The 21,146-nt window shown below is 63.0% G+C and carries 24 protein-coding genes; 11 read left to right on the top strand and 13 right to left on the bottom strand.

The annotated features are described in order from the left end of the window. The first annotated feature begins 5 nt into the window (after nucleotides 1-5). Entirely contained in the window at nucleotides 6-1,508 is a 1,503-nt protein-coding gene (locus AC1D2G_RS11800) for a sugar ABC transporter ATP-binding protein (RefSeq protein ID WP_477226407.1), read from the top strand. Between the two features lie 153 nt (nucleotides 1,509-1,661). After that, the gene (locus tag AC1D2G_RS11795; RefSeq protein ID WP_477414073.1) at nucleotides 1,662-2,630 is read left to right on the top strand and encodes an ABC transporter permease; all 969 of its coding nucleotides are present in this window, start codon (nucleotides 1,662-1,664) and stop codon (nucleotides 2,628-2,630) included. Nucleotides 2,631-2,713: 83 nt separating this feature from the next. Here the strand turns inward: AC1D2G_RS11795 and gloA are convergent, their stop codons facing one another. Next, on the bottom strand, nucleotides 2,714-3,127 hold the full coding sequence (gene gloA, locus AC1D2G_RS11790; RefSeq protein WP_095080570.1) for a lactoylglutathione lyase: 414 nt from the start codon (nucleotides 3,125-3,127) through the stop codon (nucleotides 2,714-2,716). Nucleotides 3,128-3,288: 161 nt separating this feature from the next. On the opposite strand from gloA, the gene AC1D2G_RS11785 reads away from it, so the two are divergent. Beyond that, on the top strand, nucleotides 3,289-4,728 hold the full coding sequence (locus AC1D2G_RS11785) for an FAD-binding oxidoreductase (protein ID WP_477414071.1): 1,440 nt from the start codon (nucleotides 3,289-3,291) through the stop codon (nucleotides 4,726-4,728). Between the two features lie 7 nt (nucleotides 4,729-4,735). After that, nucleotides 4,736-5,521 carry a FadR/GntR family transcriptional regulator gene (locus tag AC1D2G_RS11780; protein WP_477414069.1) on the top strand — a complete coding sequence of 262 codons (786 nt, stop codon included), beginning with the start codon at nucleotides 4,736-4,738 and terminating at the stop codon, nucleotides 5,519-5,521. A 152-nt stretch (nucleotides 5,522-5,673) separates the two neighbouring features. On the opposite strand, the gene AC1D2G_RS11775 is transcribed toward AC1D2G_RS11780, so the two are convergent. Both AC1D2G_RS11775 and AC1D2G_RS11770 read right to left on the bottom strand, forming a co-directional pair. Further along, nucleotides 5,674-6,705 (bottom strand): hypothetical protein, encoded by a 1,032-nt coding sequence (locus tag AC1D2G_RS11775; RefSeq protein ID WP_477414067.1) that lies wholly within the window; start codon nucleotides 6,703-6,705, stop codon nucleotides 5,674-5,676. A 90-nt stretch (nucleotides 6,706-6,795) separates the two neighbouring features. Further along, on the bottom strand, nucleotides 6,796-7,101 hold the full coding sequence (locus AC1D2G_RS11770) for a hypothetical protein (RefSeq protein ID WP_477414065.1): 306 nt from the start codon (nucleotides 7,099-7,101) through the stop codon (nucleotides 6,796-6,798). A gap of 33 nt (nucleotides 7,102-7,134) precedes the next feature. Between AC1D2G_RS11770 and AC1D2G_RS11765 the strand changes: the two genes are divergently transcribed. Then, entirely contained in the window at nucleotides 7,135-7,683 is a 549-nt protein-coding gene (locus AC1D2G_RS11765; RefSeq protein WP_477414063.1) for a hypothetical protein, read from the top strand. A gap of 54 nt (nucleotides 7,684-7,737) precedes the next feature. Here AC1D2G_RS11765 and AC1D2G_RS11760 read toward each other — a convergent pair whose 3' ends face one another. Then, nucleotides 7,738-7,923 carry a hypothetical protein gene (locus AC1D2G_RS11760; protein WP_477414061.1) on the bottom strand — a complete coding sequence of 62 codons (186 nt, stop codon included), beginning with the start codon at nucleotides 7,921-7,923 and terminating at the stop codon, nucleotides 7,738-7,740. Between the two features lie 90 nt (nucleotides 7,924-8,013). Here AC1D2G_RS11760 and AC1D2G_RS11755 point away from each other — a divergent pair, with 90 nt between their 5' ends. After that, a complete protein-coding gene (locus AC1D2G_RS11755; RefSeq protein ID WP_477414059.1) occupies nucleotides 8,014-8,727 on the top strand; it encodes an SOS response-associated peptidase in 714 nt (237 codons plus the stop codon). A 20-nt stretch (nucleotides 8,728-8,747) separates the two neighbouring features. Here AC1D2G_RS11755 and AC1D2G_RS11750 read toward each other — a convergent pair whose 3' ends face one another. From AC1D2G_RS11750 to AC1D2G_RS11740, 3 genes are all read right to left on the bottom strand, one after another. Further along, entirely contained in the window at nucleotides 8,748-9,236 is a 489-nt protein-coding gene (locus AC1D2G_RS11750) for a hypothetical protein (RefSeq protein WP_477414057.1), read from the bottom strand. 46 nt (nucleotides 9,237-9,282) lie between these two features. After that, entirely contained in the window at nucleotides 9,283-9,855 is a 573-nt protein-coding gene (locus AC1D2G_RS11745) for a hypothetical protein (RefSeq protein WP_477414055.1), read from the bottom strand. Nucleotides 9,856-9,923: 68 nt separating this feature from the next. Continuing rightward, nucleotides 9,924-10,238 carry a hypothetical protein gene (locus AC1D2G_RS11740; RefSeq protein ID WP_477414132.1) on the bottom strand — a complete coding sequence of 105 codons (315 nt, stop codon included), beginning with the start codon at nucleotides 10,236-10,238 and terminating at the stop codon, nucleotides 9,924-9,926. 100 nt (nucleotides 10,239-10,338) lie between these two features. Here AC1D2G_RS11740 and AC1D2G_RS11735 point away from each other — a divergent pair, with 100 nt between their 5' ends. The 3 genes from AC1D2G_RS11735 to AC1D2G_RS11725 all read left to right on the top strand — a co-directional run bounded on the left by AC1D2G_RS11735 (nucleotide 10,339) and on the right by AC1D2G_RS11725 (nucleotide 13,478). After that, complete coding sequence (locus tag AC1D2G_RS11735) at nucleotides 10,339-10,518, top strand: hypothetical protein (protein ID WP_477225763.1); 180 nt, start codon at nucleotides 10,339-10,341, stop codon at nucleotides 10,516-10,518. 103 nt (nucleotides 10,519-10,621) lie between these two features. Beyond that, entirely contained in the window at nucleotides 10,622-12,385 is a 1,764-nt protein-coding gene (locus AC1D2G_RS11730; protein WP_477414053.1) for an adenylate/guanylate cyclase domain-containing protein, read from the top strand. A gap of 211 nt (nucleotides 12,386-12,596) precedes the next feature. Next, nucleotides 12,597-13,478 carry an AraC family transcriptional regulator gene (locus AC1D2G_RS11725; protein ID WP_477414130.1) on the top strand — a complete coding sequence of 294 codons (882 nt, stop codon included), beginning with the start codon at nucleotides 12,597-12,599 and terminating at the stop codon, nucleotides 13,476-13,478. Nucleotides 13,479-13,489: 11 nt separating this feature from the next. On the opposite strand, the gene AC1D2G_RS11720 is transcribed toward AC1D2G_RS11725, so the two are convergent. Beyond that, complete coding sequence (locus tag AC1D2G_RS11720) at nucleotides 13,490-14,395, bottom strand: NAD(P)-dependent oxidoreductase (RefSeq protein WP_457152744.1); 906 nt, start codon at nucleotides 14,393-14,395, stop codon at nucleotides 13,490-13,492. Nucleotides 14,396-14,522: 127 nt separating this feature from the next. Here AC1D2G_RS11720 and AC1D2G_RS11715 point away from each other — a divergent pair, with 127 nt between their 5' ends. After that, the gene (locus AC1D2G_RS11715; RefSeq protein WP_184871733.1) at nucleotides 14,523-15,263 is read left to right on the top strand and encodes a FadR/GntR family transcriptional regulator; all 741 of its coding nucleotides are present in this window, start codon (nucleotides 14,523-14,525) and stop codon (nucleotides 15,261-15,263) included. 11 nt (nucleotides 15,264-15,274) lie between these two features. Here AC1D2G_RS11715 and AC1D2G_RS11710 read toward each other — a convergent pair whose 3' ends face one another. The 5 genes from AC1D2G_RS11710 to AC1D2G_RS11690 all read right to left on the bottom strand — a co-directional run bounded on the left by AC1D2G_RS11710 (nucleotide 15,275) and on the right by AC1D2G_RS11690 (nucleotide 19,960). Continuing rightward, nucleotides 15,275-15,994, bottom strand: a complete 720-nt coding sequence (locus tag AC1D2G_RS11710; RefSeq protein ID WP_477414051.1) for an ABC transporter ATP-binding protein — start codon at nucleotides 15,992-15,994, stop codon at nucleotides 15,275-15,277. After that, nucleotides 15,991-16,713, bottom strand: coding sequence for an ABC transporter ATP-binding protein (locus AC1D2G_RS11705; RefSeq protein WP_477414049.1), 723 nt, complete (start codon nucleotides 16,711-16,713; stop codon nucleotides 15,991-15,993). Before AC1D2G_RS11705 ends, AC1D2G_RS11710 begins: the two co-directional genes overlap by 4 nt. Further along, entirely contained in the window at nucleotides 16,710-17,747 is a 1,038-nt protein-coding gene (locus tag AC1D2G_RS11700) for a branched-chain amino acid ABC transporter permease (protein WP_477414047.1), read from the bottom strand. Before AC1D2G_RS11700 ends, AC1D2G_RS11705 begins: the two co-directional genes overlap by 4 nt. Continuing rightward, on the bottom strand, nucleotides 17,744-18,625 hold the full coding sequence (locus tag AC1D2G_RS11695) for a branched-chain amino acid ABC transporter permease (RefSeq protein ID WP_095080594.1): 882 nt from the start codon (nucleotides 18,623-18,625) through the stop codon (nucleotides 17,744-17,746). Before AC1D2G_RS11695 ends, AC1D2G_RS11700 begins: the two co-directional genes overlap by 4 nt. A gap of 120 nt (nucleotides 18,626-18,745) precedes the next feature. Continuing rightward, the gene (locus tag AC1D2G_RS11690; protein WP_477225770.1) at nucleotides 18,746-19,960 is read right to left on the bottom strand and encodes an ABC transporter substrate-binding protein; all 1,215 of its coding nucleotides are present in this window, start codon (nucleotides 19,958-19,960) and stop codon (nucleotides 18,746-18,748) included. A 162-nt stretch (nucleotides 19,961-20,122) separates the two neighbouring features. Between AC1D2G_RS11690 and AC1D2G_RS11685 the strand changes: the two genes are divergently transcribed. Further along, complete coding sequence (locus AC1D2G_RS11685) at nucleotides 20,123-21,109, top strand: aldo/keto reductase (protein WP_477301087.1); 987 nt, start codon at nucleotides 20,123-20,125, stop codon at nucleotides 21,107-21,109. Nucleotides 21,110-21,146: the final 37 nt, after the last annotated feature.

Here is a 21,146-nt window from a genome sequence, read left to right as displayed (position 1 = left end):
CCGCCATGCTGAGCGCTTCCGGCATCATCAAGAATTTTCCTGGCGTCCAGGCTCTGCGCGACGTTTCGATCGAGGTCCGGCCGAACGAAGTGGTCGGGCTGATCGGCGAGAACGGTGCCGGCAAGTCGACGCTGATGCGCGTGCTGGCTGGCAGCTACCGGCCGGACGGCGGCAGCCTCACCCTCGACGGCGAGCAGCTGCGCATGCGCAGCCCGCGCGACGCGGCACGGCATGGCATCGGCATGGTGTTCCAGGAACAATCGCTGGTGCTCAATCTGACGGTCGCCGAAAACATATATCTCGGCGAGGAAGACCGCTTCACCCGCTTCGGCATCGTCAACTGGCGCGCCATGAACGCGGCGGCGCGCCGGCAACTGGCCAAGATCGGCATCGACATCGACGTCACCGCGCGCACCTCCGAGCTCACCTTCGCCGCGCGCCAGATGGTCGAGCTGGCCAAGGCGCTGACGCTCGAGGAAGTGGTCGAGCGGCAGCTGCTCATCCTGCTCGACGAGCCGACCTCGGTGCTCAACGCCGCCGATATCGATGTGCTGTTCGCCCGCGTGCGCTCGCTCAAATCCCGCGCCAGCTTCGTCTTCGTCTCGCACCGTCTCGACGAGGTGCTTGCGATCTCCGACCGCGTCTACACGATGAAGGACGGTGCGGTCGTCGCCGAGCATCGCGCGGCCGATGTCACCGCGCCGGAGCTGCACGAGATCATGGTCGGGCGCGGGCTGCAGGCGGAATATTACCGTGAGGCCCGCCAGCAGGCGCCGCGCGAGACGGTCATGGTCGAGGCAAAGGGCTTGGGGGCAAACGGCGCCTATCACGGCGTCGACCTCAAGATCAGGGCCGGTGAGATCGTCGGCATTGCTGGCGTCGTCGGCTCCGGCCGCGAGGAGGTGACGCGCACCATAGGCGGCTTCCTCCAGCACGATGCCGGAGAAATGAAAATCGCCGGCGACGCGGTGCGTTTCGCTTCACCCGAGCCTGCGGTGCGCAGGGGTATCGGCTATGTGCCGCGCGAGCGCAGGCTCGAGGGGCTGGTGATGTTCCTGTCGATCGCCGAGAACATTTCGCTGGCCGACCTGTCGAGCGTCATGCGCCATGGTGCGATCGACTATGGCAAGGAGCGGCGGCTCGCCGCCGACTGGATCAAGCGGTTGCGCATCAAGGCGCCGGGCCCCGATGCCGCCTGCCGCAAGCTCAGCGGCGGCAACCAGCAGAAGGTGGTGCTGGCGCGCTGGATGACGGCGGGCTCGCGCATCCTCGTGCTCGACCATCCGACGCGGGGCCTCGATGTCGGCGCCAAGGAGGAGGTCTACGAACTGGTCCGCGATCTCTCCGCGCAAGGCGTCGCGATCCTCTTGATTTCCGACACGCTGGAAGAAACCATCGGCCTGTCGCACCAGGTGCTGGTGATGCGCGACGGCGAGATCACCGCGCGTTTCGACGCCAGCCCGGGCAACAAGCCGAACCAGGTGGAACTGTTGCGGGCGATGGTATGAGAGACCGCTTGGAAACTCTGCTCTGGCGGCCATCTGAAGGCGTTTTCTGCGCTTCCGGTGCTCACGGACCAACGTCCGCTGCGCTCCGGTTCTCGAAACCACCATCATATGACTCGCCAGAGCGAGTTTCGAAACAGTCTCTGAGGCAGGCCGATGAATGAAGCTTTTTCGCTGCGGCGCATCTTCGAAAGCAAGTGGACGCAGGGCGCCATTCCTCTGGTCCTGCTTGTCGCCCTGCTTTTGATCATCGAGATCGCCGCGCCCGGCTTTCTCACCGGCGAGACCGTGGCGCTTCTGTTTGCCAACACCGCCGTGCTGTTCATCCTGGCGACCGGCGTCACCTTCGCCATCCTGCTCGGCGGCATCGACCTGTCGATCCAGGCGGTCGCCTCGCTGGCCAGCGTCATCCTGGCGCAGCTGCTGCCTTCGCTTGGGCTGGCCGCCTTTCCGGTGGCGATCCTGTCCGGGCTCGCCTTCGGTACCTTGAGCGGCATCGTCCACGTCAAGCTGCGCGTCCCCTCCTTCGTGGCGACGCTCGCCACCGGCGGCGTGGTCACCGGCTTCGCGCTGTGGGTGTCCGACGGCCGCGCCATCACCATCGAGGAAGGCGGCCGCGAAAACACCGCCTGGATCAACGCCACGGTCGCCGGCCTGCCGGTGGTGGTGCTGATTTCGGCGGTCATCGGCATCGCCAGTTTTCTGGCGCTGCGCTACACGCGCTTTGGCCGCCAGGCGATCGCCGTCGGCGCTGGCGAGCCGGCCGCCTGGGCGGCGGGCATCAATGTCGACCGCACCAAGATCATCGCCTTCGCCGCCTCCGGCATGCTGGCCGCAATCGCCGGCGTCGTGCTGGCAGCCAGGCTGTCGAGCGGCTCGCCGGTCCTTGCCAACCAGCTGCTGCTGCCGGCCATTGCCGCCGTCATCGTCGGCGGCACCGCCATCACCGGCGGGCTGGGCGGCGTCGCGCGCACGGCGGTCGGGGCGCTGATCATCTCGATCGTGCGCATCGGCATGACCTTCGTCGGCGTCAACATCTTCCTGGAAAACATGGTGTTCGGCGCGGTGCTCATCGCCGCCGTCGCCATCACCATCGACCGCAGCAAGATCGCGGTCATCAAGTGACAGATCCATCCGCACCGCCTCCCAAGCAAGCGCGGACCGGACGGGGTCGCATCAAAGGCGCGATGCGGCCCCGCCGGCTCAGGTCATTGCATGGTGTCGAGGCCGATCAGCTCGATCTTGTAGCCGTCCGGGTCCTCGACGAAAGCAATGTGGGTGGTGCCGTGCTGCATCGGCCCGGGCTTGCGCGGAATCTTGGCGCCGCGCTTTTCCAGTTCGGCGCAGACGGCGTAGATGTCGTTGACGCCGAGCGCCAGGTGGCCGAAGCCGGTGCCGATCTCGTAGGGCTCTTCGCGCCCCCAGTTCAGCGTCAGCTCGACGACGGCTTCCTTGTCCTCCGGCCCATAGCCGACAAAGGCGTTGGTGAACTTGCCGCCGGGATAGTCCTCCCGGCGCAGCAAGGTCATGCCGAGGACCTCTGTGTAGAAGGCGATCGACTTGTCGAGGTCGAGCACCCTGATCATGGTGTGCATATAGCGAAAGCCCGGGGCGTCGCTCATTGGGAAAGTCCTCCGTGTCGGGTGATTGGCTGGTCTGACCGTCCGCATCAAACAGCTGGCGGGAGCATGGCTTCGCTTGATGTTCTAAATCAGGGTTGTATGATAACACGACAAGCAAGGTGGTTGTCTAGTCGTTTTCCCAGAGGGTCCAGAGCCAGGTCATGAATGTCGTGCCGCCCATTTCCGCATCGCTGCTATCGGCCCTGGCCGGCGTGCTGCCGGATGGCGGCTTGCTGACCAGCGACGAAGACCTGGCGCGCTACAGCCGCGACTGGTCGGGCGATCATTTCGGCCGCCCGCTGGCGGTTGCCCGTCCGGCCTCGGTCGAGGAGATGTCGGCGCTGATGCGGCACTGCCATGCGGAGCGAATCCCGGTCGTGCCGCAAGGTGGCCTGACCGGCCTCGTCGGTGCTGCGGTGGCGGCGGATGGCGGCGAGATCGTCATCTCGCTGGAGCGCATGAACCGGATCCGTTCGATCAGCCCGATCGACTTCGCCATGGTGGTCGAGGCCGGCTGCATCCTCGAGGATGCCAAGCGCGCCGCCGCAGAGTGCGACTGCCTGCTGCCGATCACCTTCGGGGCGCAGGGGAGCTGCCGCATCGGCGGCAACGTCGCCACCAATGCCGGCGGCTTCAACGTACTGCGCTATGGCATGACGCGCGACCTGGTGCTCGGCCTCGAAGTGGTGCTGGCCGATGGCCGGATCTGGAACGGGCTGAAGGTGCTGCGCAAGGACAATCGCGGCTATGACCTCAAGCAGATCTTCATCGGCTCGGAAGGCACGCTCGGCATCGTCACCGCCGCCGCGCTGAAGCTGTTTCCCAAGCCGACGCAGATCGAGACGGCGCTGGTCGGCCTGCGCTCGGTCGAGGACGCCATGGCGCTCTATGCGCGGGCGCGGCGCGACTGCAGCGATCTGCTCACCGCCTTCGAACTGATCCTGCGCCAGGGCATCGAGATCACCATGCGCGAGGGCGCGGATTTTGCCGATCCGCTGGCAAAAGCCTATCCGGCCTATGTGTTGATCGAGGTTTCCTCCGGCGGGCTTATCGACCTGTCCGCCATGCTCATGGGTTTTCTCGGCGGCGTCGCCGACATCGTCGAGGACGGCATCGTCGCATCGACCCGGGCGCAGGCCGAGCGGCTATGGCTCTATCGCGAGATCATGGTCGAGCGGCAGGGCAGGGGCGGCCGCTATCTGCGCACCGACGTGTCGGTGCCGATCTCCAAACTCGCCGATTTCGTCACCGATGCGCTCTTCGAATTGCAGCGCGCCCGGCCCGACGCGCTCGCCGTCACCTACGGCCATGTCGGCGACGGCAACATCCATTTGAACGTCGTGCCGCCGGAAGGCATGGATACGCAAGCGGTGGAGCAACTGTTCGAAGAGGCGGAAGCCGAGATCTTTGCCGTCGTCGACCGCTATGGCGGCTCGATCAGCGCCGAACACGGCATCGGCCGGGTCAAGCAGAAGGCGTTCCTCGAGCGGATCGATCCGGTCACACTTGATCTGGCGGCCGGCATCAAGCAAGCCTTCGATCCGCGCCATATCCTGAGCAATGGCCGCATTCTGGCAAGCAAGGCCAATCATGGTCTATAGGTGAGCGATGACGCTGAAGCTCGACAAGGTCAATCGCGGTCCGCACCTTTCCACTTTGGTTGCGAGTTCCATCTCGCGCGAGATCGCGCAGGGGCGCCTGAAGCCCGGCGACCAGCTGCCGACCGAGCAGGCGCTGGCCACCACCTTCGGCGTCAGCCGCAACGTCGTGCGCGAGGCGATTGCCCGGCTGCGCTCGGAAGGCCGCATCTGGTCGCAGCAGGGGCGCGGCGCCTTCGTCGTGGAGAGCACCAACCCGACGGTGCTGACCATCGACTATGAGGCGCTGCAGCGCGCCGATTCCTTCCGCAACCTGTTCGAGCTGCGCGGCATCCTCGAAGTGCAGGCGGCAGCCCTTGCCGCAAGGCGGCGCACCGAAGCCGATCTCACCGCGATGGGCGATGCGCTGGCCGGCATGCGCGCGGCCCCCTATGGCAGCGTCGCCTGGCTGCGCAGCGACCTCGAGTTCCACCGCACCGTCGCCGAGGCGACGCGCAACGCCTATATGGGCCAGTTCCTGGTCTTCGTGTCCGAGCGGGTGCGCGAGAGCATCCTTGCCGCCGGCAACCAGCAGAAATCGGACGACATGGCCCGCATCACGCTCGGCGAGCACGAGCGCATCCTGGCCGCCATCCGCGCCGGCGACGCCGAGGCGGCGCAGACAGCCATGCGCGACCACCTGGCGGGCGCGGCTCTGCGGGTGGGGTTGCATGATGGTGAGACGGAGGCAGCGCCAACAGCTCCGGTGCGGCACGCGAGGCTGAGGAAGGCTATCCGCAAGCAGGCTGCTGGATAACGGTGCCGCCCAGACCCGCGCTTTATCGGCTGCACGGCTCGGCGTTTCCGCGCTCTGACGAGGCGGGTCCAACAAAGGCCAGGAAGATTGCGCAGCAATCGGGGCCCAGCGAAGAAGCCGTCCGCCACGAAGGCGGTGGCAGCATGATCCGCTCAGTCCAAAGGCAGGCCGAATATCGACTCGTCTTGATCGACCTCTTCAGCGAGCGGTTGCCCCTCGTGCAACACGGTCGACCAATCCATATCGAGCATGTCGCTCTTAGGCTCATGGAACGGTCGGTAATAGTTTCTCCCGGCTCTCAGATCAGGGAAGAGAAATGGGGTATAGACGTCGCAGTCGCTGAAGTCGCAATCGGTAAGTTCACTGTTATACATCCATCGTAAATCGAAGCGAAGAATCGATACCTCCCTCAGAAAGCACCTCGTCAAATTCACGCATCTAAAGTCGACGTGGCCCTCATTGATTCTGACCCTGTTCAGGTCGACGATCGCGCCCCCAAACGCGGCCTCGGTCAATTCCGAACCTTCAAAGTATCCGCCCCTGTAGGTGATCTTCGTGACGCCGGCGATGACGTCAAAACGAACATCGTTCTCGGGGTCTTCGTGCTCCGGGTCAAAAGTGAAATCGAGACTTCTGGTCGAGACCCGCTTGGTCTTGTAGTGCACGATCGCAAGCGCGTTGATTGCAGATCGCCCCACCTGATCACTGAAGACGCGCAGATGGCGCTGCTGGATGTAGTCGGCAAGAATATCCATCGCCTGCACTGCGAACTTATCATCTGGCCCTTCGCCGACCGCGCGCAAGGATGCTATGCCGGCCGTGACTCTCGCCGGCTTGTCGGTTTCGGCAATCAATTCAGCACCTTTCTGCAGCAGGGCCGCCAAGTTGCTGTTTTCCGTGGCGACAATCTGCGCGGACAACTTTTCGAGTTGTTTTCGCTGAGCGTCGACCTGCTGCGTCGCCAGCAGGCCGCGCCAAACCACTGTGCAAAAAGTGATAAGACCTGCTCCGATGAGGCCGAGCTTGTAGACTATGTCGATGCGAGCCCCGATAGCATCGGTGCTGCCTGCGAAGAGGGCGATCAAGGTGCCGATCCCGACGCTGAAAAAAACCAATACAGCGACAGTGATCGCGACCTGAAACCACAGATCGTCACGCCGCAACATTTCGTCGAATTTGTTCATGATGCCCCTCCCGAACAAGACATAAGTATTTCGCGTTGAAATTGCCAAGGGCACGCCGCGGTACCAAAGCGGCATTTGGGGACGTCTATCCTAGTCAAAAAAGCTGCCGGCAATGGCCGAGTTCATGTTCTCTGCGATCTTTCCGTTCTCGGCATAGGTGAAGCAACGAAAGCGCGTTGTGCGTGGCTCGCCGAACACATCCTCATAGTTAAGCACCCCATCGAAGACGATCGCTTCTTTGCCGGAACGAGCTCGATCCACGATCTTAGGTCCAAGCATTGGAGCCACGTAAGTAAAAGTATCGTTCGGAGCTAGAGGACCGTGATCCGAGCCAGGATCAACTATAGGTACAGACGTATTGGCAGCGTTGCTGGTAATCGTGGCTTCGATTCTCAATTTCATGTTTCGTGCGGGAGTGCTGCCAGTGTTTTGGAACACGAGCTGAACCTTGCCATCGTCATCTTTGAACTTTGCCGTAATCAGGAATATGTAAGCTCGCAGTTGCGCCTTGCTGATTTGCTGCGCATGCTCCAACGCTTGCTGACCGATGTCAGCCGCCCTCGCCGCTTCGTTGGTCTGCTTCCACAAAAGCTTGATCGTACAAGCCACGGCTATGGCGGCCGCCCAACCGCTCAAAGCACCAAACCAGCCTTGTACCGAACACCCGTCGCCCGAGCACCAGGTTGGGCCTATAAGGAAAGGCAAAGCGACCGCGATTACGGCGAGAAAACCAAGCCACGCGAGAACATCGCGAACTACTCTGAAAATCCACATCGAGCGACCACCCCCCGGGGGCTGAGTACCACAACACCGTGGCTTTATGTAGCGAAAGCAACCAAAGACGGTGCGGTGATCGCTCTACACATCGCTGCTTTCTTTATCTGGCTTGCCCTTCTTGATAACCCGGCCATTGCTCAATGCACGCCGGTATTCAATAATCCAGCTAGCAGTGAAGTTGGTCATCACTCAACGGTATGACGTGGCCGCTTGACCTGCATCGCTCACCACTTGGGAATTTCGGCACGTTCGGGATCAGCAACCTAACTGCGGTGTCCACGTCGACGCGCCCGCGCTGCCGATCAAAGCCGTCATGTACTCAAGTATCAGTTCTACCATGGTGAAGCTCTTGCCGGGCGCACGCTTGCCGGTCTGATCAACCACTTCGCCGTTCAGGCCGGCGATGACATCGGACAATGCCGGCACGAACTTTCCCGCCATGGCCGGTTGCGACCTCGATGGCGAAGCCGTTGCGCACCGCCGCGCCGATTTCGACTAGTCGCAGGACCGCTCTCGCGGCAGAGTGCGGCCATGTGTAACCTCTACAACATCACCACGTCGCAAGAAGCTATCCGCCAGTGGACCCGGACTTTGCGGGACATCTTGGGCAACCTCGAGCCGTCCATCGACATCTATCCCAACCAACCCGCCCCGGTGGTGCGCAACGCGCTGGACGGGCAGCGCGAGCTCGCCAACCTTCTGTGGGGCATGCCGACACCCGCCGAGCGGATGAAGGGCAAGGCCGACTACGGCACCACCAACATACGCAATCCACAGTATGGCCATTGGCAACAGTATGTCGGCGTCGAGAACCGCTGCGTGGTGCCCGTGACGAGTTTCGCGGAGCCGAGCCCGACGCCCGGCGACAAGGACCCCGAGACGGGCATCCAGCGGAACTATTGGTTCGCGCTCAATGAGGATCGCCCGCTGTTCTTCTTCGCTGGGCTCTGGACGCCATGGCAGGGGGTGCGCAAGGTCAAGGATGGTCCCGGCGACTTCGAGCTTTACGGTTTCATGACGACCGCGCCCAACGCCCTCATCAAGCCGATCCACGAGAAAGCCATGCCGGTGATCCTGAGCACGCAGGAGGAAACCGAGACGTGGCTGACAGCACCGTGGTCGGAAGCGAGGCGGCTGCAGCGCACGGCCCCGGACGATGCCCTGGTGATTGTCGAGAAGCCGGCCACGCAGATCAAGTTTCCGCAGCGGATTGGCGGACCGGACGGTCAACTATCACTATTGTAGAGGTCGAGGTGGACGTGGAATCAGGACTGGAACCCAAACCGCCGCAAGGTCGAGTCCGGGCATGGTCTAACCGGATCAACCGAATCCCCGGTGGCATTGGTTCCTGAGGAGTGCCGGCCCATCGCGCCATCACAGACAAAGCCTTTGCCGCCTGACAGGGCGCACACGGCCTCGCCCTTGCGCACCATAATGAGTCCACCACTGTCCTTGCCCCGCCAGACGAGGCAACCGGGAAACCGCATTCGTAAGGCGTCAATCAAGCCCGGCCGAGTCGTCTGTAAAGATTCTGTATCGCAAATCGTCAGCATATCCGCACCGTTCGTAAGCGGTATGTTTGGATCGTCGAACATCTTCCGGATATCGACCAGCTTACCCTGCGAGCACGACAAGACATCATTGAAATCGAGTGTGATATCCTGTGACGGTGGAAAAATGAACTCACGTGCCGAGGATACAAGTTGACTACCGAGATCCCCCAGTGGGCCGCCGACGATTGCGAGAATGATCACGCCACCGGCTCCGGCAGTTAGCCATTTCCACCATCTCTTGACCCACTTAGGCATCAGGGGCGATCATAAAAACGAACTGAATTTCACCGATTCTGTACGACATCCTTAGCCACCCCGTCGCTTCGCCGATGTGGCATGCAAACGCGCCTTCATCAATGTCTTTGAAAGGCCGGTGGTCTTTGGCGTGATGAAGAAACCCGTCAATGCAAGCCGCCGTCAGCGCATCGAAGCTCTTCATGACCGCTGGTAGTTCCGACCTAGCCTTGGCAAATTCGTCCGAGGATTGATCACCATTCGATTTGATCGAACTCTGGGCCTGGGTCTGCAAGAAAGCGATCAGGTCTGCTGGATCGTCCTTTGTCCGGATAAGCTCATTGATGATGGCTTTCTGTCTCTCATCGCCCTCAATGGCCTGCACGGTAATTTTGCACCACTCTCGTTGCTCATCGACTGTTGACCAGCAGGCGGTCGCATTGTCCACCCAAGCACCATTGTCTTGAATAGTTCCCGGTTTCGCATCGCACGTGCATTTCTCTCGGGATGCGTTCGCGGCTTGAGAGTCTGTAGCCCATCCAAATATGGCGACCGCCAGAGCCACAGCAGCTATGACTTTTGACATTTCCCCCTCCAACCCAGCGACCAAGATATCCCGTTGCTATCCGATCTCCAAGCGAAAGCACGTGTCGATTAATCCTCGTCTCTCCAGATCACCCGCCGCACCATGCGGATTTCGACAAGCCGCCTGACGCGTATCTTCATGCCCTCCAATGCGCTTGGCAGCAGGATATCCACGTCGAGCTCGCGGCGTTTGCACCGCTCGCAACGCATGTGCCGGGCCACGTCCCAAAACGGAATGTCCCCGACGAGCTTGGCGAGGTCCCCCGGCAGGTAGTGGCGGGTGATGTTGCAGTTGATGCAGCGGACGCGGATCAGCTGCCCGACCTCATGCGCTCGGCACAAGGTCTGCACAAGGCGGCGCGGTCGTCTGCTCTGTTCCGGCATGGCCAAAAATAGGAACCTATTCCTCGCCGAGTCAATTCGCTCTTGACATTTTCGTTCCCTTTTTGTTCACTGCGGCCATGCAGCGTTTGGAGGAATTGCCGTGGATCGCATTGTCACACTCAACAGCCGTCAGGAGGCCGCCCTCCAGGCCCATGCCGAGGACTTCATCGCAGTCTACAAGGGCGACGTGATGAAGGCGCTCAAGGAAATGATCGTGCTCAACGGGCACCTTCAAGAGCGGCTCGACGCGCTCTCGGCCCCGCGCAGAGCAAGCCGCTAGAGGAGGGACCGCAAATGGCCAGGGCGATGTTCCGGCTCGTGGACTCGGCCAGCCGTCGCCCGTACAATCCCGGTTCTGCTGCGCTTGAAGGACAATTTCGCGAATGGCCGAGGGACGCGTCCAACGCCGTCTTGCCGCAATCCTGGCCGCTGACGTGGTGGGCTATACGCGCCTGATGGGCAGCGACGAGGCCGGCACACTTGGCAAACTGAAGACGATACGAGCCGACCTCATCGACCCCAAGATGGCCGAGCACCAAGGCCGCATCTTCAAGACGACTGGCGATGGCGTCCTCGCCGAGTTTCCGAGCGTCGTCAACGCCGTGGCTTGTGCGGTCGATATCCAGCGGGCCATGTCGGACCGAAACGGAGCCATACCCGAAACCCGGGCAATACAATACCGGATCGGGATCAACGTCGGAGACGTAATCATCGAGGGTGATGATGTGTTCGGTGATGGGGTGAATATTGCGGCCAGGCTTGAAGGCATAGCTCCGGCAGGCGGTGTCACGGTCTCGGGGGCGGTGCGAGACCATCTTGGAAGTCGCCTCGATCTTCAGTTCGATGACATTGGCGACCAGACACTTAGGAATGTCGAGCGGCCCGTTCGAGCCTATGCAGTGCGCCTGGATGTGCCTGCCGAAGTCCCTATCGCGCAGCCTTCGCCTTCGGACAAGCCCTCCATCGCGTTGCTGCCGTTCGTCAATATGAGCGACGACCGTCAGCAGGACTACTTTGCCGATGGGATCACAGAGAACGTCATCACCGGATTGTCTCGGTTTCGCGATCTTTTCGTCATCGCGAGCAATTCGACGTTCGCCTACAAGGGCAAAGCCACGAAGATACAGGATGCCAGCCGGGAGCTGGGTGCCCGCTATATCCTGGAGGGCAGCGTCCAGAGGTCGAAGGACCGCGTCCGGATTACGGCCCAGCTCATTGACGGCAAGACCGGGGGGCACCTTTGGGCAGAACGCTACGACCGGGGCGTCGACGATATCTTTTCCGTGCAGGACGATGTCACCGAAAGAATAATTGGCAGTTTGGCCACAGCGTACGGAGGCCGACTGTTAAAGGCGTGGCAAGAGCGCCCGGAAGTCGCTGGGACGCGGAACTTTCAAGCGCTGGACTACTTCGTGCGGGGTATGGAGGCTATGGGCCATATTACCAAGGAGGGCAATCAGCGTGCACGCGAACTCTTTCGCAAGGCCGGTGAGCGGGATCCCAAATTTGGCAAGGCCTTTGCGAAGGTTGCCTGGACGCACATGATGGACGTAGTCGATGGATTTAGCGAGAACCCCGAGTCCTCGTTGGCTCATGCTTTGCGCTACGCCAATCTCGCCATCGAACGCGACGACGCTGAAGCGTGGGGCCACTACGCTCTCGCAGGACACTGCTTGTATTGCGGGCAGTACGAACCTGCCATTGCAGCATTTCACCGCGCCCTTGATCTCAATCCCAATGATGCAGACATTCTCATGGACTTTGGCTACTGCCTGAGTTGCGCGGGAAGAACCACCGAAGGCCTCGACGCAGCACAAAAGGCGTTGCGGCTTAATCCTCGCCATCCCGAGTGGTACGTCGTACAGCTCGGCCAGATTTATTTCGACTCCCGACAATACCATGAAGCAGTCACGGCTTTGCGTAGCTTAATGATAATCGACACGGTGTACCGCTGGCTCTATTTGGCAGCCAGTCACGCTGCATTGGGGAATATGACCGAAGCGAAGATGGCCGTGGCGCGGATCAATCAAATAGACCCGGCAGCCACAATCGTTGGGCGAACTGGCCCCCAAATGACGCCTTACAAAAGTTCCGGGGATCTGGAACACCTTCGCGAGAATTTGCGCAAGGCCGGCATGCGGGAATAAGACGAAAAGCTGGCGCTTCGCCATCGGCGTACCCGGTGAGGGTCGGCTCCTATCGCAGTGTCTTCGTCTGCCTATCGCCGACCCATGCTCCGCCGTTCACGCAGAGCGGGCTTGCCCGTATGCCGTGCTGGCAGCCATGCCAAATCGCAAGATCGGTCGAGCGCGCCGTATGCCGAAGGGCGTAGCTGGTGTCGCCACGGAGGAAGAGACGGTGAAGGCGGCACTTGAATACTACCATGCCCGGATGCAGCGGGTGCTGGACCACATAGACCGGCATCTGGACGACGATCTGGGCCTGGAAGCGTTGAGCGGCGTCGCGGCGTTCTCGAAATACCATTTCCACCGGCAGTTCATGTCCACTTTCGGATTGTCGGTGCATCGCTATGTCCAACTCGCCCGCATGAAGCGCGCTTCGTACCGGCTGGCCTACACGGATGCCCAAAGCGTCACGGACATAGCGATGGATGCCGGTTACGACGCACCGGATGCCTTCGCCCGCGCCTTTCGGCAACGGTTCGGGCAATCGCCGTCGTCGTTCCGGAAGTCTCCCGAATGGGAGCCGTGGCTTGCGGCCTTCGGGCCTCTCGACAACGCCAGGAGCAAGCTCATGCAGAAGACTTTTACCACCGACGACGTGACGATCCGCGATGTGGCCCCGACGCCGGTGGCGATCATGCAGCATCGGGGCGACCCTGCGATGCTCGGCGCCACCATCCAGCGGTTCATCGCCTGGCGCAAGGCCGCCGGCCTGCATCCCAGGACAAGTCCGACCTTCAATGTCTGGCGTTCCGAGAGGCGTCCTGCGTCGCCTGCCGATTACAGCGTGGACCTTTGTGTCGGGACCAGCCAACCGATCGAGGCGAACGACGAACACATGAAGGCGGGCGTGATCCCCGGCGGACGCTGCGCGGTGCTGCGTGTCGTCGGCAACACCCACAATCTGGAGCCTGCCGCACTCTACCTCTATCGCGACTGGCTGCCGGCCAGCGGCGAGGAAGCGCGCGACTTCCCGATCTATTGCCAGCGGCTGAGCTTCGTCCCGGAGGTGCCGGAGCATGAGACGGTCGCGGAGCTATTCCTGCCGCTGAAATAGAACCGCTCCCATCACATCTCCGGCGGCTCCACCAGCGAGACACCGTTCAGGCCGGCGATGATATCCGACAGCGCCGGCACGAACTTCTTGCCATGGCCGGTCGCGACCGCGGTGGCAAAGCCGTTGCGCACCGCCGCACCGATCGGGTTGGCGACATCGGCGGCCTGGGCGAAAGAGGCGAGATAGGTCATGTCCTTGAGCGCATTGACGATGGCGAAACGCTGGGCGTTCTCGTTGCGGGTCAGCACGAAATCGAAGAAGGCCTGGTAGAAACCGCAATCCATGCGGCTGCCCGAAATGACGCTGTTGAAGACCTGCGGCGTCAGCCCGGCCTTGGCGCCGAGCGTCAGCGCTTCCGAATAGATCGCCGAATAGCCCATCGAGACGAAATTGTTGAGCAGCTTCATCGTGTGGCCGCTGCCGGTCGGGCCGGTGTGGACGACGCGCGCCGCAAACGCCTCGAGCACCGGCCGCGCGCGGGCGATCGCCTCGGCTGGGCCGCCGACCATGACGTCGAGCTTGCCCTCGGCCGCTTCCTTGGGCGTGCGCGCCAGCGGTGCATCGATCAGCGTCACGCCAAGTGCCGCGAGGTCAGCCGCAAGCGCTGTCGTCGAGGATGGATTGGAGGTCGAGCAGTCGATGACCAGCAGCGGCTTGCCTGCCGCGGCCAGGCCATCCGGCCCCTTGACCAGCATTTCGACCTCGCGCGAACCGGTGACGCACAGGATGACGACATCGCAGGCGGCGGCGAGCGCGCGCGCGCTTGCCGCTTCGGTGGCGCCGGCTGCGATCAGCCGGTCGGCGGCGGTGCGGCTGCGATGCACGCAGACCGCCAGCGGCCAGCCCTTGCGCAGCAGATTGTCGGCCATGCCGGCGCCCATGCTGCCCAGACCAATGAAGCCTATGCGTTCTTTCATGCAATCCTCCAAATGGCCCACGTTGGCGGGCCGCATTTCGTCACCTTGCGGCGGGCACCTGTCGATGCAATCCTTTGAAGAAGAATCGGCCGTTGCCGAAGAATCGGACCGGAGGCCGTATCCCCCGATGGCGGAGCCCATGCTTTTCGATGCCATACCGCAAGCGCCCAATCTGCGGACCGGGCTCGTCAACACGCTGATCGCGCAGATCGAATCCGGCGACCTGGCGCCGGGTCAGCGCCTGCCGACCGAGCAGGAGATCGTCGCCGCCACCGGCGTCAGCCGCACAGTCGTGCGCGAGGCGCTCGCCGCACTGCGCGCCCGTGGCCTGATCACCACGCGCCAGGGCCTCGGCGCCTTCGTCGCCAAGGATCCGCTGCCGAGGACCTTTTCCATCCTGCCGGACGATCTTGAATCGATCGACGAGGTGCTGCGCGTGCTCGAACTGCGCATGGGCATCGAGGTCGAGGCGACCGGGCTTGCCGCCGAGCGGCGAAGCGATGCGGCGCTCGAGCAGATGGGTTCGCGGCTGGACGCGCTGGAGGCGGCGGTGCGCGCCGGCGGGTCGGGCTCGGAAGAGGATTTCGGTTTCCATCGCGCCATTCTCGCGGCGACGCAGAACGCCAATTTCACCCGGCTGTTCGACACCTTCGGCAGCGCCATGATCCCGCGCCAATGGATACGGCTCGACCGGATGACCCTGCCCGAGCGGGAGAAATACCTGGCACGCATGCAGCGCGAGCACCGCGCCATTCTCGCCGCAATCGAGGCCAGGGATGCCAACGCGGCACGGCGCGCCATGCGCAGCCATCTGACCAAGAGCTATGCCCGCTTCGAGGAGTTGCGCGACAGGGCAAGCCACGACTGAGCACTTGCCGCTCATCCCGCCACGCCGAGATAGAGTTCGCGCATCAGCGACATGTCGCGCAATTCGGCGATGGGTCCCGAGACGACGATGCGGCCGTTCTGCATGAGATAGCCGCGCGACGCGACGGAGAGCGCCAGGCCGGCATTCTGCTCGACCAGCAGCACAGAAGCGCCGAAGCGCTCGCCGATGCCGAGGATGATCGCCTTGATCTCCTTGACCAGCAGCGGCGACAGCCCGAGCGACGGTTCGTCGAGCAGCAGCACGCGCGGCCCCGTCATCAGCCCGCGCGCAATGGCCAGCATCTGCTGCTGGCCGCCGCTCAGCGAGCCGCCCTTGTCGCGCCGCTTGGTGGCAAGGATCGGGAAGAAGCCCAGCATCGTTTCGAAATCGGCCTCCACGGCGGCATCGTCGCGGCGCGCATAGGCGCCAAGACGCAAATTCTCCTCGACGCTCATCTCGACGAAGATCTTGCGCCCTTCCGGCACCAGCACCACGCCGCGCCTGGCCATGGCATCGGCGGCAAGCCCGGTCACCTCGGTACCGTCGAAGGAGATGCTGCCGGCGCGCGGCCGGATCAGCCCGGCGATCGCCTTGAGCAGTGTCGACTTGCCGGCGCCGTTTGGGCCGAGGATGGTGACGATCTCGCCCGCCCCGAGCGTCAGCGAGACGCCGCGGTTGACGATGGTCGGCCCATAGCCGGTGACGACATCGGAAACGGCGAGCAGGTTCACAGATCGCCTCCCAGATAGACTTCCAGCACCTTGCGATCGGCAAGCACCGTCTCGGTCGGCCCATCGGCGATCTTGGAGCCGAAGTCGAGCACGGCAAGGCGTCGGCACAGCATCTGCATCAGCTTCATGTCGTGGTCGATGACGCAGACGGATATGCCGTGGCCGGGAAGCTGGCGGACGAGACCCACAAGAGCGGTGGTTTCGCGGTCGTTGAGGCCTGCGGCGGGTTCGTCGAGCAGGAGCAGCGACGGCCGCGTGGCGAGCGCCAGCGCAAGGCCGAGCAGGCGCAGGCTGCCGAACGGCAGCACGCCGGCCTTCTCATTGGCAACCGCGCTCAGCCCGACGAAGTCGAGCAGCGCCTGCGGCGTCGGCCACGGGTTGGCGATGCTGCCAGTCCCGACATGCTCACCGGCGATGCGGACATTCTCCAGCACGCCAAGTCCCGCAAAGGCCATCGCCTGCTGGAAGGTGTAGCCGATGCCGGCCCGCGATATGGCATACGGCTTGAGGCCGGTGATGTCCTGACCGCGAAACAGCACGGTGCCGCCGCTCGGCCGGTGCACGCCGGTGACGACATTGAACAGCGTCGTCTTGCCCGAACCGTTCGGACCGACGACACCTAGGATTTCACCCTCTTCGATGGCGAGGTCGACACCGGCCAGAGCTGTGACGCCGCCGAACTGCTTGCTCAGGCCGCTGATCGCCAGGATCGGGCTCATCGCCGCGCCTCCGAGGGCGCCGCGTTGCGCTGTTCCGTCTCCTGTTTCGGCTTGCCTGACAACACTGCACGAAGCGCGCGCACGATGCCGCCGATCAGGCCGTCGGGCAAAAGCATGATCACCGCGATCAGGCAGACGCCGTAGACGATGCGCGACTGGACCGGATCGAGGTTGAGCACTTCCGGCAGAAAGGCGACCAGGATGCCGCCGGCGAGCGGTCCCTCGATCAGGCGGGCGCCGCCGATCATGACCATCAGCGCCAAATAGATGCTGGGGAAGGAGGAGAACTGCGACGGCGAGATGTGGCCGAGGAAATAGGCCAGCAACACGCCGGAGATGCCGGCAAAGACGCCGCTGACGACGAAGGCGCCGATCTTGTGCCGTCCGACATTGATGCCGAGCGAGGCGGCAAGCTTCTCGTTCTCCCGGATGGCGCGCAGCGTGCGGCCATAGGACGAGTTGATGATCGCCCAGCTCGCCACCGCCGCGGCCGTCACGAAGGCCACCACCATCAGGTAGTAGCGCGTCAAATCGCTCATATCGGCGCCGAACAGGGTGACCGGGCCGGCGAGGTCAAGTCCTGTCGCCGCACCCGTATAGTCGCCGCCATTGGTGAGCACGATGGCCAGCAACTGCCCGAAGGCAAAGGTCATGATGACAAAATGATGGCCGCCGACGCGCAGCGACGGAATGCCGACGATCATCGCGAACACGGCACTTGCCAAGGCCGCCGCCGGCAGTGCTGCCCAAAACCCCACGCCAAAGTCCCGCGCCAGGATCGCCGCCGCATAGGCGCCGACGCCGACCAGCGCCGCGTGCCCCATCGACAGGATGCCGGTCTGGCCGAACAGAACCGACAGGCCGTAGAGCGCGATCACGTTGATGCCGGCCGAGATCGCCAGCGACAGGAAGCGGTTGCTCGGCGAGAACAACGGCACCAGCGCGATCAATGCCAGGATGACCAGCACCGGCAGCAGCGATCGCAACGCCTTGAGGCCGGAACCGGCGCGATCCTCGTGGAGGCCTGCCGTCATGACGCCATCCGGGGTCCGCTGGTGCCGCCGAACAGGCCATGCGGGCGAACGATCAGCACCAGGATCATCAGGGCGAAGGAGTAGGCATCGGTCCATTGCGAGAAGCCGTAGCCGGCGCTGAAGCCTTCGACGATGCCGAGGATAAGCCCTGCGGCGACGGCGCCGTAGATGTTGCCGAGCCCGCCGATCAGCGCCACGGCAAAGCCCTTCATCACCATGGTGCCGCCGGTGAACGGCGTGATCGGAAACAGCGCGATCAGCAGCGCCCCGCCGAGCCCGGCCAACGCACTGCCGAGCACGAACACGCCGGTGATGTAGCGGCGCACCGGAATGCCCATCAGGGCCGCGGTGTCGCGGTCCTCGACGCTTGCCCGCAAGGCGCGGCCGTAGCGGCTGGCCGTGATCATGCGGAAGCTGAGTGCCACCACGGCAATGGTGATCGCGATGACCATGACCCGCACCGAGGCGATGCGCACGCCGCCGACCTCCCAGACCGTGGTCAGCGGGCGCGGAATGCTCTTCTGGTTGGGGTTCCAGAACAGCACGACGACATGCTGCAGCACGACGATGAGGCCGAGCGAGACGATGAAGCCATTGGTCGGTCGCTCCAGCGTGAAGCGGAAAAGGCCGCGCTCGAGGATGTAGCCCATCAGCCCGACCGCCAGGATCGCCAGCACCACCGCCAGCGGGAAGCCGAGGCCGGCGCTGACCGCAAGCCAGGTGACGATGCCGCCGATCATCAGGAATTCGCCATGGGCAAAGTTGATGATGCCGGTCAGGCCGAAGATCAGGGTGACGCCGATGGCGATCAGCGTGATGACGCTGGCGATCGAAAGCCCGTTGAGGATCTGCTGGATGAAAATGTCCACGGCTCGCATTCTCTGTCGAAGTGATGGCGCTTTTCACGTGGTGGCCGGCTTTCAAGCCCTGCCTGCATTTCTGAGAAGGAGAGGTTGGCGGCGTGAGTGACGCCGCCAACTCAAGATAGGTTCGCCAGATCAGCTCTTCGGTGCTTCAGCCGGTGGCTGTTGCATCGAGCAGGAGATGGCGCCGCCGGGTGCCGCGGCGCAGACCTCGGTGGCATGGGTGACCTGATGGGTTGGATTGAAGGTCAGATCATCCGAGACCACGCCCTGATGGTGCAGCGTCAATAGCGCCTCGACCGTCTTGTCCGGATCGAAGCTGCCCGCCTTCTCCCACGCTTCGGCGAGGAAGTGGACATAGTCGTGGTAAAGCAGCGACACCGACGAGGTCACGCCGTGCGGCGCGCCGGCCGCGAAGTAAGCGTCGAAATAGGCCTTGGCTTTCGGGTTGGACGACTCGCCCCAGCATACCGGCACGCAGCTCATCGCCACCGGCACGTCGGCTGAAAGCTGCTTTTCCTTCCAGATGCCGGGGTCGACGCCGAACAGGAAATAGCTCTTGGCGGCTCCCAGTTCGAGCGCCTGCGGCAGCGCCGTCAGCGTTGAATCGCCATTGTACCAGAAGTGGATGATATCCGGATTGAGGCTCTTGGCGCGGGTCAGGAACGGCGAGAAGTCGGTCGTGTCAGGCGGATAGAAGATGATGTCGGGAACGTCCTGCCCCTCGGCCTTCAGCGCCTTGAAATAGTAGGACGACAGGAACTGGCCGGTGGCGTCGTTGCCGACGATCATGACCGATTTCTTCGGCTTATAGCCAAGCAGCGGCTCGAGCAGGGTCAGCACGCCGCGCGCGGTCGATCCGGACCGCTGGAACTCCTGCGGCTCGGACTGGAAGAGATAATGATCCTCGCCGCCCGGCTTGACCGAGTCCGGTGTCAGGATTTTCGCCAGCGTCGAATTGCCGGCGAAATGGATGATCTTGGCCGGCTGCGTGATCTTGGCCATGGCCAGGGTGAAGTCATGCGTTTCCGATCCGAAGATCGCCTGCACCTTCACGTCGCGCACCAGTTCCTGGGTGGCGGCGATTGCGGTCGCGATATCCGTGCGGTCGTCGCGTTTGACCATTTCCAGTTTGTAGTTCTTGCCGCCGACATTGATGCCGCCGGCGTCGTTGATCTGTTTCACGGCCAGTCCGACGCCCGCCGGCAAGGTATGGCCGGCGGAAACGAACGAGCCCGACTCCGCCGCGACGACGCCGATCTTGACGATGTTGTCCTCGGCGAGTGCCGGATGAGCAAGCACGCCAAGGCACAAGGCCGCCGACGCGCCCATTTTCAGAACGGTTTTCAATTTGAGATCCTCCCGACTCCAAATCATTGCAGTCTTACCGGGTTGTCATACAACCCTGTTATCTGGTAAATCCAACGAACGGGGATGTCAATCGCGTTGCCATGCGATAAAAGGCGGCCCGCAGATCAGGAATCACCACCAAGCCGCAGTTAGGAACAGGACATGCAGTCACGGAAATTCGGCCGTACCGGCCGCGACGTCAGCGAGATCGGCTTTGGCTCATGGGCGATCGGCGCCGCCTGGGGCGAAGTCAATGACGACGATGCGGTGGCCGCCCTGCATGCCGCCCTCGACGCCGGCGTCACCTTCATCGACACCGCCGACGTCTATGGCGACGGCCGTTCCGAAAAACTCATTGCCAGGGTGATGAAGGAGCGCGGCGGCGAGCGGCCGTTCATCGCCACCAAGGCCGGAAAGCGCCTGCCGCAGCAAACTGTCGAGGGGTTCAGCCAGAAGAACCTGACCGACTGGATCGACCGCAGCCTGAGATATCTCGAGGCCGACACGCTCGATCTGGTGCAACTGCATTGCCCGCTGACCGACCTCTACTACCACCCGGAAGTTTTCGAGCGGCTCGACCGGCTCGTCGAGCAAGGCAAGATCCGCAACTATGGCGTCAGCGTCGAGCGCGTCGAGGAGGCGTTGAAGGCGATGCAGTATCCCGGCGTCGTCAGCGTCCAGATCATCTTCAACGCATTCCGCCAGCGGCCGGCGGAACTGTTCTTCGACCTGGCGAAAAAGAACGATGTGGCGATCATTGCCCGCGTCCCGCTGGCCAGCGGTTTGCTGTCGGGCAAGTTCAAGGCCGATACCAAATTCGAGGACAGCGACCACCGCAAATTCAACCGCCATGGCGAGGCCTTCGACGTCGGCGAGACCTTCTCGGGCGTGCCCTATGAGGTCGGGCTGGCGGCGGTCGAGCGCATCCGGCCGCTGGTTTCCGGCGACACGACGATGGCCAAATTCGCCCTGCGCTGGATCCTGATGTTCGACGCGGTCACGGTGGTCATCCCGGGCGCCCGCAATCCGGCGCAGGCGATATCCAATGCCGAAGCGGCGGACCTTCCCCCGCTGTCGGATGAACTCATGGGCAAGATCCGGGATATCTACGACCAGGACATCAAGCCCCATGTGCACCAGCGCTGGTGATCGAAGGCCCGCAAGCCCTCGTCAGTTCACGGCGCGG

Source organism: Mesorhizobium sp. P2_C7 (assembly GCF_056404515.1).
Note: the sequence above shows the minus strand (reverse complement) of the source record. Positions and strands in the feature narration are given on the sequence as shown.